16 protein-coding genes are annotated in these 24,753 nt (G+C 47.1%); 5 read left to right on the top strand and 11 right to left on the bottom strand.

Annotated features, from left to right (window positions below; translation table 11 throughout):
- Positions 1 to 14: 14 nt before the first annotated feature.
- The gene (locus U1I11_RS07480; protein WP_322905262.1) at positions 15 to 1,130 is read right to left on the bottom strand and encodes an aminopeptidase; all 1,116 of its coding nucleotides are present in this window, start codon (positions 1,128 to 1,130) and stop codon (positions 15 to 17) included.
- 764 nt (positions 1,131 to 1,894) lie between these two features.
- Positions 1,895 to 3,874, bottom strand: coding sequence for a sensor domain-containing diguanylate cyclase (locus tag U1I11_RS07475; protein ID WP_322905260.1), 1,980 nt, complete (start codon positions 3,872 to 3,874; stop codon positions 1,895 to 1,897).
- Between the two features lie 522 nt (positions 3,875 to 4,396).
- On the opposite strand from U1I11_RS07475, the gene rpsD reads away from it, so the two are divergent.
- Complete coding sequence (gene rpsD, locus U1I11_RS07470; protein ID WP_322905258.1) at positions 4,397 to 4,996, top strand: 30S ribosomal protein S4; 600 nt, start codon at positions 4,397 to 4,399, stop codon at positions 4,994 to 4,996.
- 263 nt (positions 4,997 to 5,259) lie between these two features.
- On the opposite strand, the gene U1I11_RS07465 is transcribed toward rpsD, so the two are convergent.
- The 3 genes from U1I11_RS07465 to tyrS all read right to left on the bottom strand — a co-directional run bounded on the left by U1I11_RS07465 (position 5,260) and on the right by tyrS (position 11,468).
- The gene (locus tag U1I11_RS07465) at positions 5,260 to 7,476 is read right to left on the bottom strand and encodes a methyl-accepting chemotaxis protein (protein WP_322905256.1); all 2,217 of its coding nucleotides are present in this window, start codon (positions 7,474 to 7,476) and stop codon (positions 5,260 to 5,262) included.
- A gap of 475 nt (positions 7,477 to 7,951) precedes the next feature.
- Positions 7,952 to 10,006 carry a methyl-accepting chemotaxis protein gene (locus U1I11_RS07460; protein WP_322905254.1) on the bottom strand — a complete coding sequence of 685 codons (2,055 nt, stop codon included), beginning with the start codon at positions 10,004 to 10,006 and terminating at the stop codon, positions 7,952 to 7,954.
- Between the two features lie 205 nt (positions 10,007 to 10,211).
- Complete coding sequence (gene tyrS / locus U1I11_RS07455) at positions 10,212 to 11,468, bottom strand: tyrosine--tRNA ligase (RefSeq protein WP_322905253.1); 1,257 nt, start codon at positions 11,466 to 11,468, stop codon at positions 10,212 to 10,214.
- A gap of 682 nt (positions 11,469 to 12,150) precedes the next feature.
- On the opposite strand from tyrS, the gene U1I11_RS07450 reads away from it, so the two are divergent.
- Positions 12,151 to 15,258 carry a transglycosylase domain-containing protein gene (locus U1I11_RS07450; RefSeq protein ID WP_322905251.1) on the top strand — a complete coding sequence of 1,036 codons (3,108 nt, stop codon included), beginning with the start codon at positions 12,151 to 12,153 and terminating at the stop codon, positions 15,256 to 15,258.
- Positions 15,259 to 15,602: 344 nt separating this feature from the next.
- Here the strand turns inward: U1I11_RS07450 and ccpA are convergent, their stop codons facing one another.
- Together ccpA and ytxJ are read right to left on the bottom strand one after the other, a co-directional pair.
- A complete protein-coding gene (gene ccpA, locus U1I11_RS07445) occupies positions 15,603 to 16,607 on the bottom strand; it encodes a catabolite control protein A (RefSeq protein WP_322905250.1) in 1,005 nt (334 codons plus the stop codon).
- A gap of 116 nt (positions 16,608 to 16,723) precedes the next feature.
- The gene (ytxJ, locus tag U1I11_RS07440; protein ID WP_322905248.1) at positions 16,724 to 17,065 is read right to left on the bottom strand and encodes a bacillithiol system redox-active protein YtxJ; all 342 of its coding nucleotides are present in this window, start codon (positions 17,063 to 17,065) and stop codon (positions 16,724 to 16,726) included.
- Between the two features lie 301 nt (positions 17,066 to 17,366).
- On the opposite strand from ytxJ, the gene U1I11_RS07435 reads away from it, so the two are divergent.
- Complete coding sequence (locus U1I11_RS07435; RefSeq protein ID WP_322905246.1) at positions 17,367 to 17,888, top strand: type 1 glutamine amidotransferase domain-containing protein; 522 nt, start codon at positions 17,367 to 17,369, stop codon at positions 17,886 to 17,888.
- Between the two features lie 491 nt (positions 17,889 to 18,379).
- Here the strand turns inward: U1I11_RS07435 and ptsP are convergent, their stop codons facing one another.
- Together ptsP and U1I11_RS07425 are read right to left on the bottom strand one after the other, a co-directional pair.
- Complete coding sequence (ptsP, locus tag U1I11_RS07430) at positions 18,380 to 20,158, bottom strand: phosphoenolpyruvate--protein phosphotransferase (RefSeq protein ID WP_322905245.1); 1,779 nt, start codon at positions 20,156 to 20,158, stop codon at positions 18,380 to 18,382.
- On the bottom strand, positions 20,155 to 22,035 hold the full coding sequence (locus U1I11_RS07425; RefSeq protein ID WP_322905243.1) for a glucose PTS transporter subunit IIA: 1,881 nt from the start codon (positions 22,033 to 22,035) through the stop codon (positions 20,155 to 20,157). Before U1I11_RS07425 ends, ptsP begins: the two co-directional genes overlap by 4 nt.
- A 263-nt stretch (positions 22,036 to 22,298) precedes the next feature.
- On the opposite strand from U1I11_RS07425, the gene U1I11_RS07420 reads away from it, so the two are divergent.
- A complete protein-coding gene (locus tag U1I11_RS07420; RefSeq protein ID WP_322905241.1) occupies positions 22,299 to 22,484 on the top strand; it encodes a hypothetical protein in 186 nt (61 codons plus the stop codon).
- Positions 22,485 to 22,514: 30 nt separating this feature from the next.
- Here the strand turns inward: U1I11_RS07420 and U1I11_RS07415 are convergent, their stop codons facing one another.
- On the bottom strand, positions 22,515 to 22,946 hold the full coding sequence (locus tag U1I11_RS07415; protein ID WP_322905239.1) for a CoA-binding protein: 432 nt from the start codon (positions 22,944 to 22,946) through the stop codon (positions 22,515 to 22,517).
- A 75-nt stretch (positions 22,947 to 23,021) separates the two neighbouring features.
- Positions 23,022 to 24,311 (bottom strand): 3-phosphoshikimate 1-carboxyvinyltransferase, encoded by a 1,290-nt coding sequence (aroA, locus tag U1I11_RS07410; protein WP_322905237.1) that lies wholly within the window; start codon positions 24,309 to 24,311, stop codon positions 23,022 to 23,024.
- 100 nt (positions 24,312 to 24,411) lie between these two features.
- Between aroA and U1I11_RS07405 the strand changes: the two genes are divergently transcribed.
- Complete coding sequence (locus tag U1I11_RS07405) at positions 24,412 to 24,717, top strand: rhodanese-like domain-containing protein (protein ID WP_322905234.1); 306 nt, start codon at positions 24,412 to 24,414, stop codon at positions 24,715 to 24,717.
- Positions 24,718 to 24,753 lie beyond the last annotated feature (36 nt).

Genomic DNA, 24,753 nt, shown 5'->3' with positions numbered 1-24,753 from the left:
TATTGCGAGACGATTTATTTTAAATGTTCCGGGTTAAGCGGCTCCAGTTCAGGCAACACAAATCGTCCGTCTTTACGGATTAGCACATCATCAAAATAAATTTCGCCGCCACCGTATTCCGGACGTTGGATGAACACAAGGTCCCAATGCACCGCAGAACGATTGCCATTGTCAGCTTCGTCATACGCTTGTCCAGGTGTGAAATGGAAGCTACCGGCAATTTTCTCATCAAACAAAATATCTTTCATCGGATGCAAAATATGCGGGTTAAAACCGATTGCAAACTCACCGATATAACGTGCGCCTTCGTCCGAATCGAGAATGCTGTTCAGCTTCGCGGTATCGTTGCTTGTCGCTTCTACAATTTTACCGTTTTCAAAACGGAAGCTGACATTTTCAAAGCTGGTGCCATTGTAGATAGTTGGCGTATTGTACGTAATCATACCGTTAACCGAGTCACGTACCGGTGCGCTATACACTTCGCCATCCGGAATATTGCGATGACCAGAGCATTTTTGCGCGCCGATATTTTTAATCGAAAATGTCAGATCGGTCTGCTTGCCAACGAGCCGAACGTTGTCGGTACGATCCATCAATTGTTTAAGCGCATCTTGAGCTCTGTCCATTTTGGCGTAATCGAGATTGCATACGCTAAAATAAAAATCTTCAAACGCTTCGGTGCTCATGCCCGCCAGTTGCGCCATGCTTGCATTAGGATAGCGCAGCACAACCCATCTCGTATGCTTCACACGTTGCTCGCTATGTACGACATGGTGATAGAGACGGTTATACATAGTAAACTTATCATCCGGCACATCAGCCAGATCGTTAATATTTTCACCAGCACGAATACCGATATAGCCTTGCATCTGTTTCATCCGCTCCAAATCGAGCGCTGCCCATGTCATTAGACTGTCTTCGGTTGCATTCATCAGCATCGTGCGCTGCACTTTACGGTCGATCAATTGTACAAACGCATTGCCTCCACGCGCTCCGATTTCATCGATAATAGCGTTCAGCAGATCACGCTCGGTTCCGATCATTTCCACCAGTACGTTTTCACCTGGCTGTACATCAACCGAATAGTGCACCAGATTTCTGGCTAATGTTGCTACTCTTGGGTCCTGCATTTATATTCATCCTCTCCAGTTTTTGAACAACGGTTAATTATTCATCGTTTAGTTTACCATGTTGGATAGCAATTGTCTTTAATTCAAGCCATATGATCTGCAATAGATTGGTGCCTGCTGACACACAAAACCGCCGTAATGTCCGCTAACAAGGACATATACGACGGGTCGATTTAACTGCTGTATGTTATTGGGTTATATTTTCTAGTAGGCTGACCAGCTTACATTCAGTGTCTCATTCACTTTATCTTATGAGAATACACTGGAATTGTAGCAGGATAACATCGCTGCTCTGCACTAGCAAACTACTTATTTAACGCGGTCAGCCTACTAGTAGCTTGTCTCAAATACATTTACAGTTTGTCGATCTCCCCCTCACTTGATGATGAATAGGTTAAGGTACGTTCAAACACAATTTCCATTTGAGACAGCCTACTAGGACTTGTACGCAAACCTGATGTGCTGGAGCAGCTACCACTGCGGTACGGAATAAGGGGACGGACGCCCGTCTCGCACAGCAATCTACCGATGAGGAGGGAATGTAGATTCCGGTGTCTGAAAGCCGCAAACATTGAAGTTCGTCCTTACCCCTTATTTCCTTCCCTCCGTTCGCTGCATCTCGCATCCTGTAGGCAGATCACACTGCGTGTAGAGTTTAACGTCATATATCGTGTGATGTAGGAAGGGGTATGTTCAGACGATGGAATCGATCAGATAGCATAAGTAAACTGGTCAAGCTACTCGTTTGAGCTACACATGGCAGCTTAAGAGCGGAGACTCAGATCGAGGCACACTTGATTACGTCCGCTATGCTTCGCCTGATATAGTGCACGATCAGCACGATAAAATAACGATTCGACGCTCACATCATGATCTTTCCAGTTCCAATCCGCAATGCCGCACGATACGGTTACCGTCGGATTCGTTTCTTGAGCTACGCTCATGCGTATTTCTTCTGCAATCGTCTGCGCACGGCTTTTATCCACTTGCGGAAAATAGACGGCTAACTCCTCACCACCCCAACGAGCGGCAATATCGCCATCATGAGTTAGACGCTGAATAATCCGGCTCACCTGTTTAAGCACCTCGTCACCGACCTGGTGACCGTACGTATCGTTCACCGCTTTGAATTTATCGATATCGACCATTAGCAATGCGCCGCTATAGGTCGCATTTTGATAATTTTTGATCGATTCATCCAGATAGCGACGCTGATAGAGACCGGTCAATGCGTCTTTGCTCGCCATCCGGCTTAATTCGGCATGCAGGCTAGCATTGGATACCGCCAGACCGATATGGGTCGCAATAACCTGTAACAATTTAAAGTTATCATAGGAAAAATAGCGCCGATCCCGATGCCCGAGAAAAATCGCCCCATTCACTTCTCCACCGCTCATCATCGGTGAAGCAATCATCGAGCATGCCCCGGTTGCACGCATAAACACAGACTCTACGCTCGGATTGCTGCAATAGTCGGACAATATGATCGGCTCCTGATCACGATACAACATACCGGTCAGCCCTTCATCCTTCTCCACCGTTCCGCCAATGAGCGTGTCCACATTGCCATCGATCACTTCAAACCGCCCTTGTGCTGGGTCCAAATACATCACAACTACAAAGTCAGCGCCAAACACTTCAAGCAGCTCATCCGCCGCAAATTTGAAAATTTGCTGCAAATGCAAACTTTGGTTCATCCGTTTCGATATATCATTAATAAGACGCAAGTCTTCATTCATCAGCTTGGACTGCTCATACAGCTTCGCATTTTCAAATGTACGCCCCGCTGCATCGGCAATTACCGCCAGCAGCTCCAAGTCTTCCTCGTCCAGCGGCACATCGGATAATAAATGAAATACGCCGTATACGCCCTGCTTGCCCATCAGCGGAATCGCCGTCTCCATACGATCAGAATGACCTTCAGAGCGGGAATGCACTTCCATCGCTACCTGGCCTGTCGTAAACGAACGTACACACATATCTTCCAGCGGATTTTGCAATTGCAGTAGCTTGACGCGTGGAATGCTACTTTCGTAATCTTGCGCCACCAGCAGCTCAAATCGTACCTGTGGGTACATTTGATCGACGATATCGAACATTTCATGAATCAGATCATCAATCTCGAATTTATCGTACATGCGCTGGATCATCTGAAACAGTACCGAACGACGTTGTGCTTCACGTTCTACGATTTTAGCGGAATAAAGCATATCCGCCACATACGTATATTCAAACCGTTTGTAAAATAGCGCCACATAATACATGCCCAAAATCTCCAGTTCGTTCAAAGACAATGGATGCTCGGCAGCAGCGATACAGCCAAGCAGTGCAAAACATTTCTGATGTTTGCGTGTGTACAGCGGCATCGCAAGCATATGCCCCCCAGCAGCGTTAAAATCGAGCTGACTTTCGACAGGGACACGCAGTCGCAACGCTTCACCAGCTATTTTTTGCACCTGTTCACACAGGTCATCATGTGAATGATTTGGACGCACAAGCGGTTTTAATTCATCGCTGAACAAAAACCAGCTTGCCTTGCACACTCTGTCCAACGCTCGATTTTGCTGCAACCATTCGGATAAGCTCTCCTCCAGCAATGGCTCAATATGTGGGAAATCAGAGGCTGTAATATCGACATGTTGCAGCCAGAACGATTCGTCTGCCACTGGTACGACCGGATATGAGGTCATTTGATCTTCAGCACGCCAGTTATGTGCAGGCGAGTTCCACGAATTGTTTGACATAAAAGCCTCCCCAATTTCTACCCTGTATATTCCATAAAATGTGTATGCACGTTAGCTGTAATCTATACAGTTACATACGTATATGTCATTTTAACATGATGTTATCCAGAAAAAGAAAAAGTTAAACAAAAATAGTATAAATCGCTCTATGCATACTTGCCATCGCTTATGTTATACCGAAAAGCCGATTACATTTTCAGTCAAATGCGGGCTAAGTTGCTTTATTATTTATATCGGCAATTCTAAAAAAAATATCAATAATTATTTAACCGAAAATGATTGACTTTGCTATTTTTGATGAGATATAATTTATCCTTGATGAAGAATGGATAGATTCTTATTTGGGCGTAACGTTGTTTCACCCTCGCGCTTTTTGTCGCTACTAGGACAGCGGCTGAACTCTCCTAGTAGTAGTGCGGTTTTCTATCCGACCCACAACAGACAAAACGCGGCAACATGAATCAAAGACCCAAAGCCCCGATATTAACCAACTATATTTATTTAAAAAGGAGCTTGCTATAAATGGCACGTTACACTGGTCCAAAATTTAAACTTAGCCGTCGCGTAGGTATTTCCCTGAGCGGCACTGGTAAAGAACTGAAACGCCCTTTCCCTCCGGGACAACATGGTGCAAACCAACGCAGAAAAATGAGTAACTATGGTATGCAGTTGCAAGAAAAACAAAAACTGCGTTTCATGTACGGTCTGGGTGAAAAACAATTCGCAACTCTGTTTGCAAAAGCACAAAAAATGTCCGGTATCGCTGGTGAGAACTTTATGTTCCTGCTGGAAAGCCGTCTGGACAACCTCGTTTACCGCACTGGTTTCGCGAACAGCCGTCCTGGCGCACGCCAACTCGTTGCTCACGGTCACGTGACTGTAAACGGCAAAAAAGTAGATATCGCTTCTTACTCCGTAAAACCAGGTGATGTTATTGGTCTGCGTGAAAGAAGTCGTGGTCTGAGCTCTGTTAAAGAAGCTCTGGAAAACCGCACTCATCTGGTAGCTTACGTTGAATTCAACGAAGCAGCAGTTGAAGCGAAATACATTCGTCTGCCTGAGCGCTCTGAGCTGACTCAAGACATCGACGAAAGACAAATCGTTGAGTGGTACAACCGTTAATCTTAACGAACCCGAAGCGCCGGAATATTCCGGCGCTTTTTTGTTTGCTAATTTACTCTGCGATCGAGTATGTAATGATCCGGTATGTAACGTAACGGTGCGAAATTTGCTTTTCGTATACTCGTCTGCATCATGGCGCGCGTAAATGTTACAGATTGATATAGCGATAGCCTGACCTTTATAACCTGCTATGCATGGCAATAAAGGTCAGGCTATTTATTTTACAGCGTATGACTTCGTACTGAGCGATGACGAATGTATCGTTATGAGATTCGTTTCGCTTGTACGTTCTGATCGTGCTCGTTAGCTGCTGTCTCCGATTCATCATGTTCATGTTCAACTGCTGTAGGCGCTCTATCTAGGGCAGCCGGATCAGTAGCGTCATTTGCCTCCAGCGTCGGCGTCGCCTCTGTCACTTCTGCTTCCGTCTTAAACTGGGCAACTAATTCATTCAGCACATCGGCAACTTGTTGCAAGGAATGAGCGGACGTTTCCAGACGCTCCAGCGATTCCAACTGATCAGTCGAACGTTCCGCTGCTACCGAGGCACGCTGTGCAGTATAGTTAGCGATCTCTGCCAAGTTTTCCAATGAAGCATTAATCTGTTCAGAGCCTGCCGACATTTCTTCTGAGGCAGAGGATACTTCCTGAATTTCGGCAGACATGCGCTCTACCCCTTGCTGAATTTGTTCAAATAAAAGGCTCGTCTCTTGCAATGAAGCCATGCCTTTAGTAACACGAATCGCCCCATTGTCCATTCCGGCAAGCACGGTTGCCGTTTCTTCTTGCATCGCTTTAATCTGTTCGGTGATCATGCGTGTCGAGTCTGCTACATGACCGGACAAATTGCTAATTTCGGTGGCGACGACCCCGAATCCACGCCCGGCTTCACCGGCACGAGCCGCTTCAATCGAGGCGTTTAGCGCCAGCAATGTCGTCTGTTTGTTAATGCCATGAATAATATCGATAATACCGTTAATTTGCAATGCACGCTCATGTAACATACTTGCCATTTTGCCGGACTCATCCATAACGAGCTTGGCGGAATCGATCTGCTTGACCGCTTTGCGTAGCTGCTCGCTGCCTGTACGCGTCTGCTGCTCCATCTGCTGCGCCGCTTCAGCGACTTCTTGTACCGACTCCGCGATTCGCTGCACACCGATCGCCATCTCGTTCATCGCTAGTGTGCTTTCGTCTGTCGCCTGCAACTGGGTGCTTGAATCCCGCTCGACTTGTTTTAGCTCGTCCACATTGTATTTGGCTGCCTCCGCATTGGCGGCAGAACGGTGAGCTACTTCAGCCGATGTATCGCGAATCGCATGGGCTTGCAAACTAAGCTTGCGCACGATCTGCGACGTCGCTGCCAAAATACGATTGAACTCCGTTGCCATCTGTCCAAATTCATCTCTACGATCGACCTGCAAACGACCGGAATAATCACCATTCGCCATACGGCGACTCATATGCATCATACTACGAATTTGACGAATCATGCCCAAATTGTTCCACAAAATCGCTGCTGTTAGCACAATCAGACTCACGGCACCGATAATAAGCAATGTATTCAGCATTTCGCGTGCAGGCTGTTGAATTTCGGCTTCCGATAGCAATACCGCCGTCTTCCAGCCGGTATCTTTCAATGTATTAAAATAAAGCATATACGCGTTACCGTTCAACATTACCGATGTCGTGCCTTTCGGCTGACTTTCGATTAATGCTAATGCTTGTTTATTCACTCCATCCGCTCCGCTAAACGGCTGCTCTGGCTTCAAATCCGCCTGACTGCTCGCCAGTACAAGACCGGTATGATCAAGCAAAACAGCATGTCCTACATTGCCAATGTTCATATTGCCTACATAATCCTGAATACTGCCAATATTAAAATCAGCAGTCGCTACACCAATCGCCTGTCCAACACTATTGCGAATCGTTTTGCCTGCGGTAATCATACGAATATTCGTCTTTGTATCCAATTCAGGCTCAGTATAATAAATGTTATCGAAATTGTTCAATGTCCCTGTATACCACGACTGATTTAAATAATCGTACTCCGCCGCATCATATTCAAATGTCGCACTAATACGATCGCCATCTCTGGATGCATAGACTGAATGATATGTTTTGCCATCATTATACACATCAGATGCTAGATAAATTCCAGTTCCGTACGTCATCGGATTCATGATCGTCCAGCGTTCTACCAGTTGTGCATATTGCTCCATCGTCATCGCCGAACCGCTCTGTCCAACCGCATTTGCCAGCGAAGTGGCGATAATGGAATTGCGTGATACTTGCTCATTAATATTTGAAGTCACGCCAACTAATGTGCTGTTGGCAGTTCTGCCCATCTCCTCATTCAGTTTTTGTTTGGCAAACTGATAAGCCAGCAAACTAATCAATATAACCACGATGAGCACGATCGGTAATAGCGTGCTTAATGTGCGTGCCTGGATACTTTTAAATTGCAATTTTTGCAGCATGATTTTGTCTCCTCTTTTGTATGTAGTGATGCGTTGTTCACGTCACAATTTATATATATCGGTTAAATGACGCATATATTTAGCTTTGTTTTACTCTCATTTTGGACGATATGTTGTTTATATTCAGCTCTTTGATTGCCAAAATCGTCAAAAGCGTTTTTACCTTAAGTTACACGCAGTGATGGTTTTGTTGCTCCAAAATAAATTTATAATAAAATTAGTTTTCGCATCGGTTGCTATTTCATAGTGCGCTCGATCTACATAGGTATTCACCAAAAAAGGAACCTTCGTTAATATGAAGATTCCCTAATGGACACCCGTTATAGCAAAGCTTTATACGCCCAGCAATGCATTGTGCACAGATTGCATACACGATGTATGCAGTCTTGAGGCATATTAATTTGGATTTGCCCGTATTCCTTTTCTATTTCACTCCAGCTATACTTTAGCGCATGCTTAAGCTCACCTGTTACATCTACTCACGAATTCGGAATTTGCCGATCACTTCGTTCAGCTTCACCGTAACTTCCTGGAGCGAATCGGTCGAACTATTCAGCTCGTCCAGTGAATGTAGCTGATGACGCGAACGCTCCAGCGCTTCGGTTGAATACGTAGCCGATGTGCGCGCGATATTCGCCAGTTGAGTGAGCGATGCGCTAATTTGTTCCGAGCCTGCCGACATTTGTTCCGATGCCGACGATACTTCCTGTACCTCATCGGCAACACGAGCGATATCCGTACGAATCAAGGCAAAACGTTCCTTAATCTCATCGAGCAGCTGCAATCCATTGCCTACTTGTAAGCTGCCTTCCTGCATTCCTTGCAGTGCATTACGTGTTTCTTGCTGCATTTCGCCAACTTGGGATGTGATTCGGCTTGCCGATGTACCGACACTTTCCGCTAGTTTGCCGATCTCGGCGGCGACAACCGCAAAACCGCGTCCATGTTCTCCCGCACGTGCCGCTTCGATCGATGCATTTAAAGCGAGCAATTTCGTTTGCTGGCTAATCTCATGGATAAAATGAATCACTTCTCCGATCTGTTCGGAGCGTTCGTTCAACGATTGGATCACTTCGCCCACTTCATCTAATGCACCTTTGGCAATATGAATTTGCTGGTTTACTTTACCGATATGTTCATTGCCTTGCTCTGTTTTGGCCTCGATGCCATATGTCGCTTCCGATACTTGTTGTACCGATTCTGCAATTCGCTGAATGCCGATCGCCATTTCCTCCATTGCGGTTGTGCTTTCAGATGTAGAGATTAACTGCACTTCCGCACCTTGGCGCAACTGCTCCATCTGCTCCACATTAAAGCGCGCTTCAGCGGCGGCTTGCTGCATGCCCTTGGACAAGCGATCAGCAGAATGATGAATCGTATTGGCTTCTTCACGCAATGTGCCGACAATCGTCGATGTACCTGCCATAATTCCATTAAAGGCTTCCGACATCTGTCCAAATTCATCGCGGCGTGTCGTTTGCAAATGGTGCGCATAATCGCCTTCTGCCATCTGTCCGCTCAGCTTACGAATCGTCTGAATTTCGCGAATCAGATCGCGATTGCTCCACCAGATTGAAGCCAAAATGATCAACAAGCCGACGATGCCAACCGCACTAAGCAGCAGCAACAATTGATTCATCGGTCGCTCCACTTCGGCAAGCGGCAGCAACACAGCGATCTTCCAGCCTGTTTGCGCGATCGTACCATAGATCACTTTATCGTTTACAGCGGCATGCAGCACCCCTTCGCCTGTATCATTTTGCAACATGTTAGCAGATAGGTCTGCTCCAAGTACGGTCGATGCTTGTGCTCCCTGTTTGGTCAACGATGTGCCACTCGCCAGCACCATACCGTTTTTGTCAAACAAAATCGCACTGCCATTGTTGCCAACATCAAGCTTACGCACCGTATTTTCGATATTGCTCAAATCGAGATCGGCTGTAGCTACACCAGCGAGCGCGCCACCGTTCGGTTTATAAAAAGCTTGCCCGGCTGTAATGAGCGTCAAATTCAGTGTTTTATCATAATACGGCTCCGTATAAGCTACTTTCCCCTGTGCTGCTGTACTATCGGTATACCATGTCTGGTTTAAATAATCATAGGCAGGATCATCGTACGTCTGTGTCACTTTAAGTTGATCGCCTTCACGATACGCATAAATCGAACGATATTTCACATTTGGCGCATACGCGCCATTCGCAAAAAAGACACCTGTTCCATACGTGAATGGAGCAAATTTTAAATTGTCGATGCCGATTTGGCCATAATTTGCAATCGCTGTACTTCCTTCAAGTGTGCCGGCAACACTTGCCATCGCTGAGACGAAAGCAGCATGATTGACAAGTTGGGCGTTAATGTCATTCGTAATCAGTTGTAGCGATTTGATCGTGCTTTGATCGACCTGTTCGCTTAATGAGGCGCGCGAAAATAAATACGACACCAGACTAATCAAAATCAGCGTAATCAGTACGATCGGGATTAACGTTGCCATCGTTCTCGTTTTAATACTGCGGAAACGGTATTTCAGCATGCTTTCTCCTCCTAATATATAAGGCTCTATACTTTCAATATCGACAATACTGTAATAAATGATGAACTATACTATGTAAAATTTCGACAGAAAAAACGCCTCCGTAATTGGAGGCGCTTTTTCAGGCAAATAAGCTGTTTTATGCATAAACACAATCGATAAACGACAGCCGATCAGCAATAATTGCTTATTTTAGCGAGCAAAACTAAGACAGCTTCAGTTTGGCAAATTTACGTTTGCCCACCTGTACGATATCACCATCTTTCGGCTCAATCGCTGCGTTCACATCATCCAGCTTTTGCTCATTTACTTTCAGTGCACCTTGCTGAATGCTGCGCCGTGCTTCACTTTTCGATGCGGCAAAACCAAGCAAGCTTACGAGCTCAACGACACCGATGCGACCATCTTCAAGTTGGGACGGTTCCAGTACAAACTCCTGAATATCATCCGGCAGCGCGCGCTGCTGGAATACGGTCACAAAATGATTTTTCGCCGCTTCCGCTGCCTCCACACCGTGGTACATTCGTACAAACGTATACGCCAAATTCATTTTGGCATCACGTGGATGAACGGTGCCATCTACCAGACCTTTTTTCAACACTTCCAGCTCGTCATTGTTAATGTCGGTTGCCAGCTCGTAGTATTTAGCCATCAGCTCATCCGGAATGCTCATCGCTTTGCCGTAAATTTCATTCGGTTGCTCGTCGATACCGATGTAGTTGCCTAGGCTTTTACTCATTTTTTGCACGCCGTCCAAACCTTCGATCAACGGTAACATAATCGCCACTTGCTGTTCTTTGCCGTATTCTTTTTGCAGCGTACGACCCATCAGCAAGTTAAATTTCTGATCTGTACCGCCAAGTTCGATATCGCTTTCCAATGCCACCGAATCCATTCCTTGCATCAGCGGATAGAAAAACTCATGAATGCTAATCGGCAAGCCGCCTTGAAAACGCTTCGTAAAATCATCGCGCTCCATCATACGGGCTACCGTCACTTTTGCCGCCAAATTAACGACATCGGCAAAACTCATCGGGCTTAACCATTCAGAGTTAAAGTATACGGTCGTTTTCGCGGGATCAAGAATTTTGCTAATCTGCTTTTGGTACGTTTCGGCATTATGTTTCACCTGTTCTTCAGTCAGTTGTTTGCGCGTTTCAGATTTGCCGGTCGGATCACCGATACGTCCGGTAAAATCACCGATAATTAGCTGTACAACATGACCAAGCTCTTGAAACTGGCGCAGCTTTTGTAAAACGACCGTATGACCGACATGAATATCCGGCGCTGACGGATCAAGACCGAGTTTTACGGTCAATGGTTTGCCGGTAACGAGCGATTTCATAATTTTGTTGCGCAGTTCATCTTCCGGTACGATTTCTACCGTACCGCGTTGGATCACACTCAGCTGACGTTCAACTTCTGCTTGCTGCTGAGCGGTTAGTTGTTCCCATTTTGCCATTGTTTTGTCCCTCTTTTCATTATATTGACGACCATGCGCACATGATAGATGAATCATTATGCGTACATAACACAGATTAAGCGCGGATGACAGACCGATAAATGTCTTTTCCTTAAAGGCAGCACAACACAAAAAGACCTGCCGCCCCACAAGGGACGAGCAAGTCTCGCGTTACCACCCTAATTGAAATCGCCTTACCGTCTCACCGCTTATCATTGCTTCCTCGTACGTGCCTATTCACGTCCATGACAGGACGAATATACACAACGATTCAGCATCATAAACTAGCTTCAACAGGCTGATTCCCACTTCATTGACATAACGGAATGGATATTCCGGTCGGACAGAACGGTATCGCGTCTCCTGTTAAGGAACAAACGAATACAGAGGACTGCCAGACAGCTCAGGACGTGTAATTCAAAGGAAGTCTCTACCGGTTTGCACCAACCACCGGCTCTCTGTCAAGAGTGCTCTCCACTTCTACTGGGCGTCTGTCCACGCTTTTCACCTATGAAATTGTTGCCAAACTTAAATATACCTACCTTTATATCACGACTGCTTACAACAAGTCAATCATAGCATACTCCGACTTTTGACCTATCCCGCACTTATGCTCCATAAGAAACTGATTGCTGACTAGTATTTTATGCTATAATAGTGGCTGGTAAAAGGGGGAAAAAGAATGGCTGAAAAGAATGACAATCGCCCATCCACAAAACCTGCTAGTACTTCCAGTGGCCGTACTTGGGGGCGCAGAATTTGGCTCACATTCAAGTGGACCGTTATTTTCTGCGTTACGGTTGGATTGCTTGGTGGGGGAATGATGCTCGGTTATGTGTCTGCAATTGTAAAAGACGAGCCAGTACGTTCACGTGATGAGATTGTTAAAGCTATTAATGAAAACGCCGTAACCGGGTTTGCCTATTTTAGTGACGGCTCTCCAATTGGACAGCTGCGTACGGAAGAAGACAGGCGTCTGGTGACATTTGACCAAATTCCACAATCCGTTATCAATGCCATTATCTCCATCGAAGATAACCGCTTTTATGAACATATGGGTGTGGATATGAACGGTACACTCCGTGCCGTCAAACAAAAAGTGCTGCACGAATCCGTTCAGACGGGCGGCAGTACACTTACCCAGCAGCTTGCCAGACGTGTGTTTCTTAGTGCAGATAAAACGGCAGATCGCAAAATTAAAGAAATGCTGTTGTCGATGCGAATTGAACGCTTTTTGACGAAAGACGAAATTTTGACTGCTTATTTGAACAAAATGCCGTTTGGTAAAGGCTCCAACGGCTATAATATTTTTGGGATTAAAGCAGCCGCCAAAGGTATTTTTGGCATCAATGATTTGGAGCAACTCAACATTGCAGAAGCGGCTTATATCGCCGGTCTGCCGCAATTGCCAAGTGCCTACTCCGCGTTTAGCAGCGGCGGTAAATTTAATGAAGCAGGCTTCAAACGTGCCGTACAGCGGCAACAGCTTGTGCTCAAGCGCATGCAAGAGCTGGGCAAAATTACGAGCGGCCAATACAATGACGCGCTTGCCTTTAACATTAAAGGTGCACTTGCCAAATCAACTGCCAAAGCGTATTCCACCTATCCGTATTTGATGATGGAAATCGAGCGTCAAGGCGCGCTGTTGATTATGAAAAAAGAAAATCCAAAGCTGGATACGTCCAAACTTTCAACGGCGGAATATAATCAACTGTTTGAAGAATCAAGACAAAAATTGCTGACCGGCGGGTATCGCATTTATACGACGATTAACAAATCGGTTTACAATACGATGCATGAAGTCGCTGAAGACAGCAGCAACTTCTCCCCAGACAGCAAAACAAAAGGCAAAGAACAAACGGCAGCGATGATGATCAATCACAAAACCGGGGCAATTCTCGGCATGATCGAAGGACGCAACTTCCAGGAAGAACAAATGAACTATGCTACCCAGATGACGCGTCAGCCAGGCTCGGCAATGAAGCCGATTGCCGCTTATTTGCCCGCACTTGAAAGCGGAGCCGTACAACCGGCAAGCATTTTGGACGATGCGCCAATTATACTGAAAGATGGCAGCAAAGGCTTCCATATTCCAGGCAATGCTAACGGGCGTTATCAAGGGCTTGTGACAGCACGTACAGCGCTCAATGAATCGCTCAACTTGCCAGCACTGAAAATTTTCTTAAACAAAGTCGGTATCGACAAAGCATGGGCATTTGCCAAAAAGCTTGGCATTACGACGATTCAGGATGCCGATTATTCCGCTCAAACCGGTGTGCTCGGCGGTCTGAAATACGGGGTAACAGTAGAGGAATTGACGAATGCGTACGGTTCGATTCCGAATCAAGGTGTATACAATGATGCATATATGATCCGACAAATCGATGATCCGTACGGCGCTACCGTTTACAAACACGAAGCTGATCCAAAACGCGTCTTTTCCACACAAACCGCGTATTTGATGACCGATATGCTGCGTACGGTCATCTCCAGCTCCGACGGTACCGGACGCTCGATGCAAAGTCTATTTCACAAATACGGCAAAATTCCAATTGCCGGCAAAACAGGTACGACGCAAAACTATGCAGATGTATGGTTTATGGGCTATACGCCGGATGTGACGCTTGGCGTATGGGCAGGTTATCGTGAACCGATCAATACGCTATCCAATGACGGCAAAAAGCGTGCACGGACAATTTGGGCAGCGATTATGAACAAAGTGACCGATCGCGATCCCGAGCTGTTCCAGACCGATTCGTTCAGCAAACCGGACGGTATCGTCACTCAGACGGTATCCGGTTATAGCGGCAAATTGCCAACAAGCGCAACACGCGCTTCGGGCAAACTCGTCACCGATATTTTCAATGCCAAATATGTACCAAAAGACTTCGATGATGGCGTATCGTACGCCAAGTACATTACGTACAACGGAGTCAACTATATTCCACAGGACAGCACACCGGACGATATGGTTAGCCAGCGCACGGTAGTGAAACGCGAAATGCCAATCTCGCAATTGATCAAAGATTTGCAAAACGCTTTGTCCAAAATGAAAGGCAATCGCTATTCACTAAGTCACTATTTGCCGGAAGATGCTAGTGCTGATGCACCGACTCAAGTCGATCCGCGTCATGATGACGGCAATCCGCCAACCGCACCAAGCAATGTGCGTATTGCGATCAATGGCACGAATGCAAGCATTACATTTAACGGCAGCAGCTCAGCCGATGTGGTCGGTTACCGTCTGTACCGCTCTAGTGGCGACGGTGGATCGTATCAATATCAAAAATCCGGTCGCCTCGGTACAGGAAGCTTTAGCTCTACCGTATCCGGCAATGGCAATACGGCATTTTATGTAACAGCGGTCGATGTGGGCGGGCATGAATCATCGCCAAGCGCCTCGGTCAGCTACAGCTCGATTCCAACGCCATTGCCGCCTGTAGAAGTAGAAGGCGAAGAAGTTCCCGAGATGGACAAACCGGGGATGGAAACAGGTGAAAATACGCCTGGCGAAACGAATACAGAAGCACCTGCCGCACCTTCTGGAGTAAGTGCACAAGCAGACGGCTCCGGCATCGTCAATGTGAGCTGGGCAGCATCCGCTCAACCAACGACCGGTTACAAAGTGTATTTTAGTCAGAATAATGGCGGCCCCTTCAGCCTTGTAGGTACGGTACGAGACACGGCGTTCCAATATAACGCTGGCTCCACCAAAGGCGGCTGGTTCTATGTGGTCGCTGTCAACGGCAAAAAATCGTCAGCACCATCTGCAGCCGCACAAGCACAATAAGGTGGAGCTGAATACGAGCAGATGTGAATAGGATGTTATGAATATTGCATCCTATGTGCATCGTGTCGGATTGTGGTGTTGGATCGTATTAAAATGAAATTGGGATACCCATACCTCGTTTAATGCAGTGATCGTACAATTGCTTATTGGCTGCTGACTTGCCTTGCCAAAAATAGTATAAAGCGCCTCTCGTAGATTATAGGAGAGGCGCTTTTTTGTGCTATATAACATGAATACAACTACGAATAGCTACAATACTTGCAACCAAAATAGCCTGCTGCAGGATGTACTTCCTACAAGCAGGCTATAACAGATAACAGACTTATCGTCCATTCAAACTCGTATTAACGCTGATTCACAGACAGACGCAAAATCGTCTCATGCGGCAAAATAACACGCGAGTTGTCTACATTTTCCTTTTTCATCAGCTTGGTGAGCAGACGCATCGCCACTGCACCCAGATCATACATCGGTTGTGCCACAGTAGTAAGCTGCGGGCGAACCATCGAAGCAAGGCGGATATTGTCCACCGAAATGACCGAGAAATCGTCCGGTACTTTCAAGCCTTCATCTTGAATACTATGAATCGCACCGATCGCCATTTCGTCTGTAGCTGCAAAAATAGCCGTTGGACGCTTTTTCAAACCGATAAAATATTTCATCGCTTCCACACCGGATTCATAACGATAGTTACCGATCCGTACCCAGTCTTCTTTGTACTCGATATTTGCCGCTTCAAGCGCTTTCTTATATCCTTGAAAACGAGCGTAACCGTTCGCAGGGTCTTGCAATGTACCACTAATCATCGCGATATCGCGGTGACCGTGACGGATAAGCGTGTTCACCGCATCAAAAGCGGCTTGCTCATGATCGATATCAACAGACGGGATAATACCTTCTTCATCGCGTGTTGCGCACAGTACGATTGGCACTGCCGCCGTTTGAAACGCTTGCAGATGATCCTCTGTAACCGTACCACCCATGAACAGCAATCCGTCTACTTGCTTTTCCAGCAACGTATTCACAACGCGAATTTCTTTTTCCTTTTTCTTATCGGCATTACAAAGGATAATATTGTAATGATACATATTGGCAATATCCTCGATTCCACGCGCAATTTCCGCGAAAATCGAATTGGAAATATCGGGAATAACGACCCCTACGGTCGTCGTTTTTTTGCTTGCCAAGCCGCGGGCAACCGCATTTGGACGATAGCCCAGACGCTCGATCGCTTCGTACACCTTTTTACGGGTTTGCGGTTTGACGTTCGGATTGTTATTGACTACACGAGATACGGTAGCCATAGAGACGCCGGCTTCGCGTGCTACATCGTAAATAGTTACTGTCACGTTCATTCTCTCCATTACAGGTAAATTTTCGTCATGTTTTCAACGATTTTCTTAATTTTTCATTTACATTCATAATACGATAAATTGCACTATGATGCAATCATGTTAACAATTATTTAAGATAGCGCTTTACGCAACGCGTCAGCCGTAATGCTGGAATGAGAAGTGTCCCATACCGGCTTGCCTTCTTTGATCAAAATGACCTGTGGTGATTGATGTTGTACATCTAGCGCATCTGCGGCTGCCAGCGAAACATCGCGATTTTCCACCACATAAATCAGACTATAATCGACATCTTCATTGGGCTGACTGCCCAGATAGGACTGAAATTGTTGATACGCTCCTGCACTGATTGGACAGCGCGTACTATGTTTAAAAACGAGAAGCGGCTTCTGTGCGGTATGATCGATAGCTTCATTCAACTGTTCGATCGTTGTCAATTCCGTTACGTTTGCCATTTACCCACACATCCCTTTTAGTTATATTGTAATGTAAGAACGTTTTCATAATCAACTATCATAAGTATCTTATCAAAAAAGGGCTAAAAAATCTATTTTTTTGTCAATGTTAACGCTTTTTTCGCCCTTCTTGTACAATGTAACTTTCATGGTAGTTATCATTTCCATTTCAAAAATGGGTTAATAATCGCTCATTTCTGCTTCATTGGTTGCACGGATAGCTCGTTTGAACAGTTATTGTTACAATAGAACAGGAATGAGTTATAAGCATTCAAAATAGTCATACGAGAGGAGCGATTAGATGAGATTAGACGGCAAAAAAGTCATTGCACTCGTCGACGAAGAATTTGAAGATTTGGAACTATGGTATCCTGTCTATCGCGTGCGTGAGGAAGGTGCGGAGGTGCATCTGGCTGGCGCTGAAAAAGGCAAAACGTATATTGGTAAATACGGCGTACCTGCACAAGTGGAATATAGCTTTGATGAGCTAAACAGCGCGGATTACGACGGCATTCTCGTACCGGGTGGCTGGGCGCCGGACAAGCTACGTCGTTATCCAAAAGTGCTGGAATTGGTGCGTGAAATGCATGAAGCACGCAAACCGATCGGGCAAATTTGCCATGCTGGCTGGGTGCTAATCTCCGCTAAAATTTTGGACGGTATTACCGTTACATCGACGCCAGGCATTCGCGATGATATGGAAAATGCCGGTGCGATTTGGAAAGATGAAGCTGTCGTCGTGGATGGACATATTATTTCGGCTCGTCGTCCGCCTGATTTGCCGCCGTATGGGTTGGCATTTTGCGATGCGCTTGCTAAGTGAAATCAGATTGCCGCAGGTAGGTTCATACTTTGACCGTATCAAATATTCATTTTGGGGTACTGTACGGTTCGAAAGTATATCCAATCGTTGGATCGTCATATCGATGTACAAAATGCGGTGACAGCACCGAAATACAATAAGGCTGCATCCATACAGAACAAACATGAATAACAGATCATAAAAAAGCGGCTCTCCTGCAAAGGAAAGCCGCTTTTTCACTAGGACATGCACGCAAACTTGGTGTAATGGTGCATCAACCACTGCTGTACGGAATACGAGTTTGCGTACACGTTCTCATATCATCAACGCTATGACAGCAGCGTATCATCGACTCGATACGCTGCTGTTTCTATTATAATCAATCACCGTAATCGCGATTGAGTGCAAGTACGGTGATCGATCGCATGCTTAGCATTTAGCTTATGATTTATCGTGTGCAGTTCACTGCCACCCTATACATATCGCGCATGCAGTTACACTACATCCAGGCATCAATTCGCTTTACAAGAAGCAAGTGAAGCGAGCTTTTGATCTTGATGTACAAGCGCATGAAATGCTTTTACATACACGTCCAGCTCACGTTCAATTTCCGCTGCTGTACGCAGCTTCATCCACTCCGACGCCATCGCAGATGCATCACGAGCGGTCGTATGCAACACAGACTGCTTAATGCGCAGCAATGATTGTGGAGACATACTTAACCGATGCACACCGAGATGTAGCCAAAATGGCAACGAGCGCTCATCCCCTGCCATCTCACCGCATACACTTACCGGTATGCCTGCATCATGTGCGGCATTTACCGTCGCACGCAGCATACGCAGTACGGCTGGATGATACGGATTGTACATATGGGCAATATGCTCGTTCATCCGATCAACGGCAAGCACATACTGCACCAGATCATTGCTGCCGATGCTAAAGAAATCGCATTCTCCTGCTAACAGATCGGCAATCGCTACCGCTGCCGGCACCTCGATCATAATGCCCACTTCGATGCCGCGATCATAAGCGCTCCCTTCCCGATCCAGCTCTCGTTTCGCTTCGTCTAGCACATCACCGGCAGCACGCAGCTCCTCTAGTGACGAAATCATCGGATACATAATTTTCACTTTACCGTGAGCACTGGCACGTAAAATCGCCCGCAACTGTGTTTTGAACATATCGCGGTGATCAAGACAAATACGGATCGCACGATAACCGAGGAATGGATTTTCTTCTTCTGGCAATTCAAAATAATCCAGCTCTTTATCACCGCCGATGTCCAGCGTACGAATGACGACCGGCTCACCGCTTGTCTTCTCGGCAACAAGACGATAAATATCAAGCTGTTCCTGTTCTGTTGGCAATGACTGCCGATCCATATACATAAACTCGGTCCGGAACAGACCGACGCCCTCGGCACCGTTTCGCAGCGCAATTTCAAGCTCTTTCACCGAGCTAATATTGGCGGACAAACGCACACGTACTCCATCGCGTGTTACCGAATCGACTTTGCTCAGCAGTTCAAGCTGCTGTTTGCGCTGCTGTTGCTGTTCCCGCAGCTTACGGTAATGCGCTACCGTATCGGTATCTGGGCTGACGTGTACTACCCCGTTATCTCCGTCCACGATGACCTTTTGTCCGGTCTGTACGAGACTGTCCAGCTCCACTTCCAGTCCCGAAACGAGCGGAATGCCAAGCGCACGCGCCATAATCGCAGAATGCGATGTTTTGCCGCCCATTAATGTAATAATACCGAGCACATGCTGTGGATTAAGATGCACAAGCTGTGACGGCGGAAGCTCCTTCGCTACGAGCACATACGGCTCATTGTCACTCGGCAGCTTCACTTCGGGTGCACCGAGCAAATGTTTGAGCAGTCGGTTGCCCACATCTTTAATGTCGGCAGCACGCTCTTTCATATACTCATCATCCAGCAGATCAAACATCGTTACAAAGTGGTCGGTCGCCTCCTGCACAGCTACCTCTGCCGCTTTGTACTGACGTTCAATAATGCCGCGAATTTCGTTCATAAATTCAGGGTCTTCCAAAATCGCAATATGCGCATCAAAGATGCTCGATTCCTCCGGCCCGGCAATTTCTGAAAATTCGGTTTTCATCGATTCGATCTCATGCTTGGACGTACGAATTCCTTCGTACAAGCGTTCAAACTCCCGAGTCAGGTCAACCGCATCCAGCTTTTGATCCGGCACATCCCATTCCCAGGTTGGCAGCACAAATGCTTTGCCAATGGCTACTCCAGCAGCAGCCGCAATTCCTTGAATCATGCTTTTTCCTCCCCACCGTTCTTGTCATACATGACCACCGACATTACCGTGCCCTGTCCCTTTTTCACCTGTTTAAAAGGTGCATAGCTCCATGACTTCACGCGGTCAGGATTGGTAACTACCATTGGTGTCGCAAGTGACGGTGCGTTTTTTTGCAAAGTATCCAGGTCGAACTTGATCAATAACTGTCCAGCTTCCACCACATCACCGGCAGCGACATGCGCTTCAAAACAGCCCTTTTGCTGAGACGTATCAATCCCGATATGCAGCAAAATTTCCAATCCCTCCACCGTTCGGATGCCGAGCGCATGCATCGTTGGGTACAGATGGATAATCGTGCCCGCGACCGGCGATACAAGCTCACCACTTTCCGGTACAAACGCTACCCCTTCACCAACAAGCTTGCCCGCAAAAATTTGATCCGGCACATCGGTTAGCGGAATCATCTTCCCTTGTACCGGTGCGCAAAATTTGACATGCGACAGATCGCGATCCATCAGCTTGCGAATTTCTTCGCGAATTAGCTCCGAATACGTGCCGAATACGATCTGTACATTGCCGCCGCCAAGCTTGATCAAACCGGCGGAACCGAGTTCTTTTAACGCCTTGCCATCGAGCATCCGGTCGTTCACTACCGTGAGACGTAGACGGGTAATACATGCTTCTACCTGCACGATATTTTCTTTACCGCCAAGCGCTTGCAAAATGAGCGGTGCCTGATACGGAATATTGCCCACCCAATCTCCAAGTGTGGACGCTTCTTCCCGACCTGGTGTCGGAATGCGGAATGTGCGAATCGCATAGCGAAACACATTATAATAAATAACGGCATATACGAGTCCGATCGGAATAAGCAACCAGGCATTTGTTGATAAATGATAGTTAAGCACATAATCGATCGCACCAGCGGAATACGAAAACCCATGATGAATATCGAGCGCATACGTAATCCACATCGCCAGCCCGGACAGAAAAATATGCAAAACAAACAACCCCGGTGAAGCAAACAAAAACGCAAACTCAATCTGTTCCGATACCCCGGTCAAAAAGCAGACCAATGCCGCCCGCATAAATGTTTTGCGAACTTTGGGCTTTAAGTCTTCCCGCGCTTCTTGAATGATCGCGAATGCCGCCGCAGGCAGCGCAAACATCATGACTGGATACAAACCCGCCATATAAATGCCTGCCGTTGGATCGCCGCTAAAAAAGCGCGGCAAATCGCCTTGTACAATATCTCCATGCGCCTCAAACGATCCAATCTGAAACCAGACGATATTGTTCAGCAAATGATGCAGTCCAAACGCCGATAAAATCCGATACAACGCCCCGTACAGAAACAGACCAAAGCCGCCCATTGTGGACAGCACCCACGTTAACGCATTGAGCATTTCCTGTAACAGCGGAGCAAGCCATAACATCAGACAGGCGAAAACGGACGAAAACAGGCCCATGAACAATAACACGAACCGTGAACCGCCAAAAAACTGAATCGCTTCGGGCAAACGGACATTTTTGAAACGGCGGTATGCCGCCCCAGCGATCACACCGATAATAATGCCGATCAGCGTCGATGGTTGCAGCAAAGCATCGCTAAAATGCTTGACCACATAATCATATAAAGCCATACCCGCAAATGCTGCGAGTCCAGCCGTTCCTTCCTGATTGGCAAGGCCAAGCGCTACACCGATCGCAAATATAAAAGGCAAATAATGAAATATACTCTGTCCTGCAATCGTAGCGACTTCCGAAACCATGGGCAATCCCCATGTCCCCCAGGGCAAGCCGCCCACGCTAAGCAGAATGGCTGCAGCTGGAAGCACCATCGTTGGAAGCATAATGGCTCTACCGAACTGCTGCAGGGAACCTAGCCAATTCAACGCGTCTTCCCCCTTCCTATACCTGATGGTACGCTGTCAGCCATCTTTTGTCAAAGCACTTTGCCACCATTTCAGCATCATTTCGGCATGATGTTAGGTGATATATGAAACCTTCTACCCTAAGCGTGCACAAGCACCGAGCAAGCGTTTACGAATATGTAAAAATAAAGCCGCTCCAGCAACCTGTTATCGATTGCTGGAGCGGCTTATTGACCGCTTGCCGTCTATACGTCCCTGCCTGTCGCTAGCGGAACATACCTATAATGCACGCCACAGCACAATCCTCTGGCTCTGGCTCTGGCTCTGGCTCTGGCTCTGGCTCTGGCTCTGGCTCTGGCTCTGGCTCTGGCTCTGGCTCTGGCTCTGGCTCTGGCTCTGGCTCTGGCTCTGGCTCTGGCTCTGGCTCTGGCTCTGGCTCTGGCTCTGGCTCTGGCTCTGGGCAAGTGTAGGAACGCTTACGTGACCTGTCAAGCTTTATTTTAGCTGCGCACTGGACGGACGATCGCGTCTTCCACTTTAATACAGCGATCCATAATGACCGTCAAACCCGCATCAGCAGCGATCGTCGCCGCTTCCACATTAATGACACCAAGCTGTAGCCATAGTGTACGCGCACCAGCCTGTACCGCCTCATGCGCCACCTCGGTGCAATATTCGCTACGGCGGAACACATTGACCATGTCGATCGGTTCCGGCACCTCTGCCAGTGAAGCATAACAGTTTTCACCGAGAATCGTTGTTCCGGCTGCCATTGGATTGACGGGAATAATACGATAGCCACGCTGCTGCATCGCCGCCGCGACCATATACGATGTACGATCTGTTTTATCAGACAATCCAACTACCGCGATATTACCGGTTTGCTCCAGAATGGTCTTAATTTCTTCCCTTGAAGGATTTTCAAAAGCCATTGCGGACGCCTCCTTTGTCATCTTGAACACATCGTCAAGCGTTGTAGCTGCTCACCTACAAACCCTGACATGCTCCTATACCCATTCTACGTTAGCGCCAAGCGAGCGGATATGATCAAAGTATTGCGGATACGATTTGGCAACATGATGCGCATCCTGAATACGGATCGGTCGTTTGGCACGCAGACCGACGATCGACAATGCCATAATGACGCGGTGATCGTAATGCGCATCGATCGTTACGCCGCCTTCAACGCCTTCTGGACGACCGTGCACGATAATTTCCGCTTGGCGTTCCTCCACATTTGCGCCCGCTTTGCGCAGCTCATTTAAATAATCGGTAATCCGATCACATTCTTTGTAGCGCAAATTTTCTACATTGTAAAAGCGGGACGTTCCTTCGGCAAATACGGCTGCTGCTACCATCGCCAGCACCGCATCAGTAGCCGCATCACCGTCAAACTCCACCGCTTTAAGCTGTCCATTGCCTTGTACATGTACGATATCGTTCTCATGAGTAAGCGGAACGTCCATCATTTTCAGCACATCAACAACCGCTTTTTCCCCTTGCTTGCTCTGAACAGGCAGACGATGAATCGTCACATCGGACACGGTTACCGCTGCCGCTGCCAGCACGGCTGCCGAACCTGGATAGTCCCCTTGAACTGTATATTCCTGCGCTTTGTATTGCTGACGTCCTGGCACACGGTAATGCATCAGATCATCACTCGCTTCGATCGTAATCCCCGCCTGTTCCAGCACCTCCAGCGTCTGTCCAACTACGACTTTCGATTTCAGATCATGCAGCACCGTAATCTCGCTATCTTGCTCCAGTAGCGGAGTCAGGAACAGCAATGCGCTCAAATATTGCGAGCTAACGCTACCGGAAACCGTAATTTTACCGCCTTTTGGCTTGCCACCGCGAATCGTAATCGGCAGACGTCCCTGCTGATGCTCCACCTCCACACCAAGCTGACCAAGCGATTCGATCAGATCATCATGCGGACGTTTACCGAGCGAATCCGGATATGTATTGACAAATGTCACTTCCGGACAAAGCGCTGCAATCGCCATCAAAAAGCGCAATACCGCACCCGCATTGCCTACATTCAGTTGTTTTACATCGATCGGTTTGCTGCCAAATCCTTGGATGACAATCTTCTCATCATCTTCTTCAAGCACAGCCCCAAGATCGCCAATACAACGACGCATCGCATCGCTATCCTCACTATGAGCCGGAAAATGAATCGTACTTGTGCCCTCTGCCAGTGCAGCAACGAGCAAATAACGGGTCGTATAGTTTTTGGAAGAAAGGGCTCCAATCTCTCCTTTCAGCTTCGATGTAGGGGTAACAATAACATCCATAGTTTTATTCTCCTTCGGGGTTTGGTATGATGAACACAGATTGCCTTATCGATCACAATACGGCATATGTGTGAACTACTTAATGAATAGAGGGATAACGATGTCGAACCAAACACAGATTACGACAGACGAGCTGCGTGAGCGTATTAACGCTGGCGAACAGCTGCAACTGATCGATGTGCGTGAGCATGAAGAAGTCATCCAAGGAATGATCGATGGCGCGCGTCACATTCCGATGGGTGAAATTCCAGGTCGTCTGGACGAAATTGATCTGGACGCAACGACCGTGCTCATCTGCCGCAGCGGCTATCGCAGCGAGCGTGTACGCGAATATTTAAGCCAACATGGCTATACCAACTGCCTGAACATGGAAGGCGGTATGATGGACTGGGTGGAGGGCGAATAGCCCCCGCCTTTTTTCGTGCTTTACCCTATTCACTCT

The organism is Paenibacillus campi (assembly GCF_034659835.1).
In the GTDB taxonomy this organism is placed as follows: Bacteria; Bacillota; Bacilli; order Paenibacillales; family Paenibacillaceae; genus Saccharibacillus; species Saccharibacillus campi.
The sequence above is the reverse complement of the archived record's forward strand: the minus strand, read 5'-3'. Positions and strand labels throughout refer to the sequence as shown.

What these genes read in the sequence shown, in the direction of transcription:
- U1I11_RS07480 (WP_322905262.1), bottom strand. Translation starts at nt 1,130, where the DNA reads ATGCAGGACCCAAGAGTAGCAACATTAGCCAGAAATCTGGTGCACTAT.
- U1I11_RS07475 (WP_322905260.1), bottom strand. Translation starts at nt 3,874, where the DNA reads ATGTCAAACAATTCGTGGAACTCGCCTGCACATAACTGGCGTGCTGAA.
- rpsD (WP_322905258.1), top strand. Translation starts at nt 4,397, where the DNA reads ATGGCACGTTACACTGGTCCAAAATTTAAACTTAGCCGTCGCGTAGGT.
- U1I11_RS07465 (WP_322905256.1), bottom strand. Translation starts at nt 7,476, where the DNA reads ATGCTGCAAAAATTGCAATTTAAAAGTATCCAGGCACGCACATTAAGC.
- U1I11_RS07460 (WP_322905254.1), bottom strand. Translation starts at nt 10,006, where the DNA reads ATGCTGAAATACCGTTTCCGCAGTATTAAAACGAGAACGATGGCAACG.
- tyrS (WP_322905253.1), bottom strand. Translation starts at nt 11,468, where the DNA reads ATGGCAAAATGGGAACAACTAACCGCTCAGCAGCAAGCAGAAGTTGAA.
- U1I11_RS07450 (WP_322905251.1), top strand. Translation starts at nt 12,151, where the DNA reads ATGGCTGAAAAGAATGACAATCGCCCATCCACAAAACCTGCTAGTACT.
- ytxJ (WP_322905248.1), bottom strand. Translation starts at nt 17,065, where the DNA reads ATGGCAAACGTAACGGAATTGACAACGATCGAACAGTTGAATGAAGCT.
- U1I11_RS07435 (WP_322905246.1), top strand. Translation starts at nt 17,367, where the DNA reads ATGAGATTAGACGGCAAAAAAGTCATTGCACTCGTCGACGAAGAATTT.
- ptsP (WP_322905245.1), bottom strand. Translation starts at nt 20,158, where the DNA reads ATGATTCAAGGAATTGCGGCTGCTGCTGGAGTAGCCATTGGCAAAGCA.
- U1I11_RS07420 (WP_322905241.1), top strand. Translation starts at nt 22,299, where the DNA reads ATGCACGCCACAGCACAATCCTCTGGCTCTGGCTCTGGCTCTGGCTCT.
- U1I11_RS07415 (WP_322905239.1), bottom strand. Translation starts at nt 22,946, where the DNA reads ATGGCTTTTGAAAATCCTTCAAGGGAAGAAATTAAGACCATTCTGGAG.
- aroA (WP_322905237.1), bottom strand. Translation starts at nt 24,311, where the DNA reads ATGGATGTTATTGTTACCCCTACATCGAAGCTGAAAGGAGAGATTGGA.
- U1I11_RS07405 (WP_322905234.1), top strand. Translation starts at nt 24,412, where the DNA reads ATGTCGAACCAAACACAGATTACGACAGACGAGCTGCGTGAGCGTATT.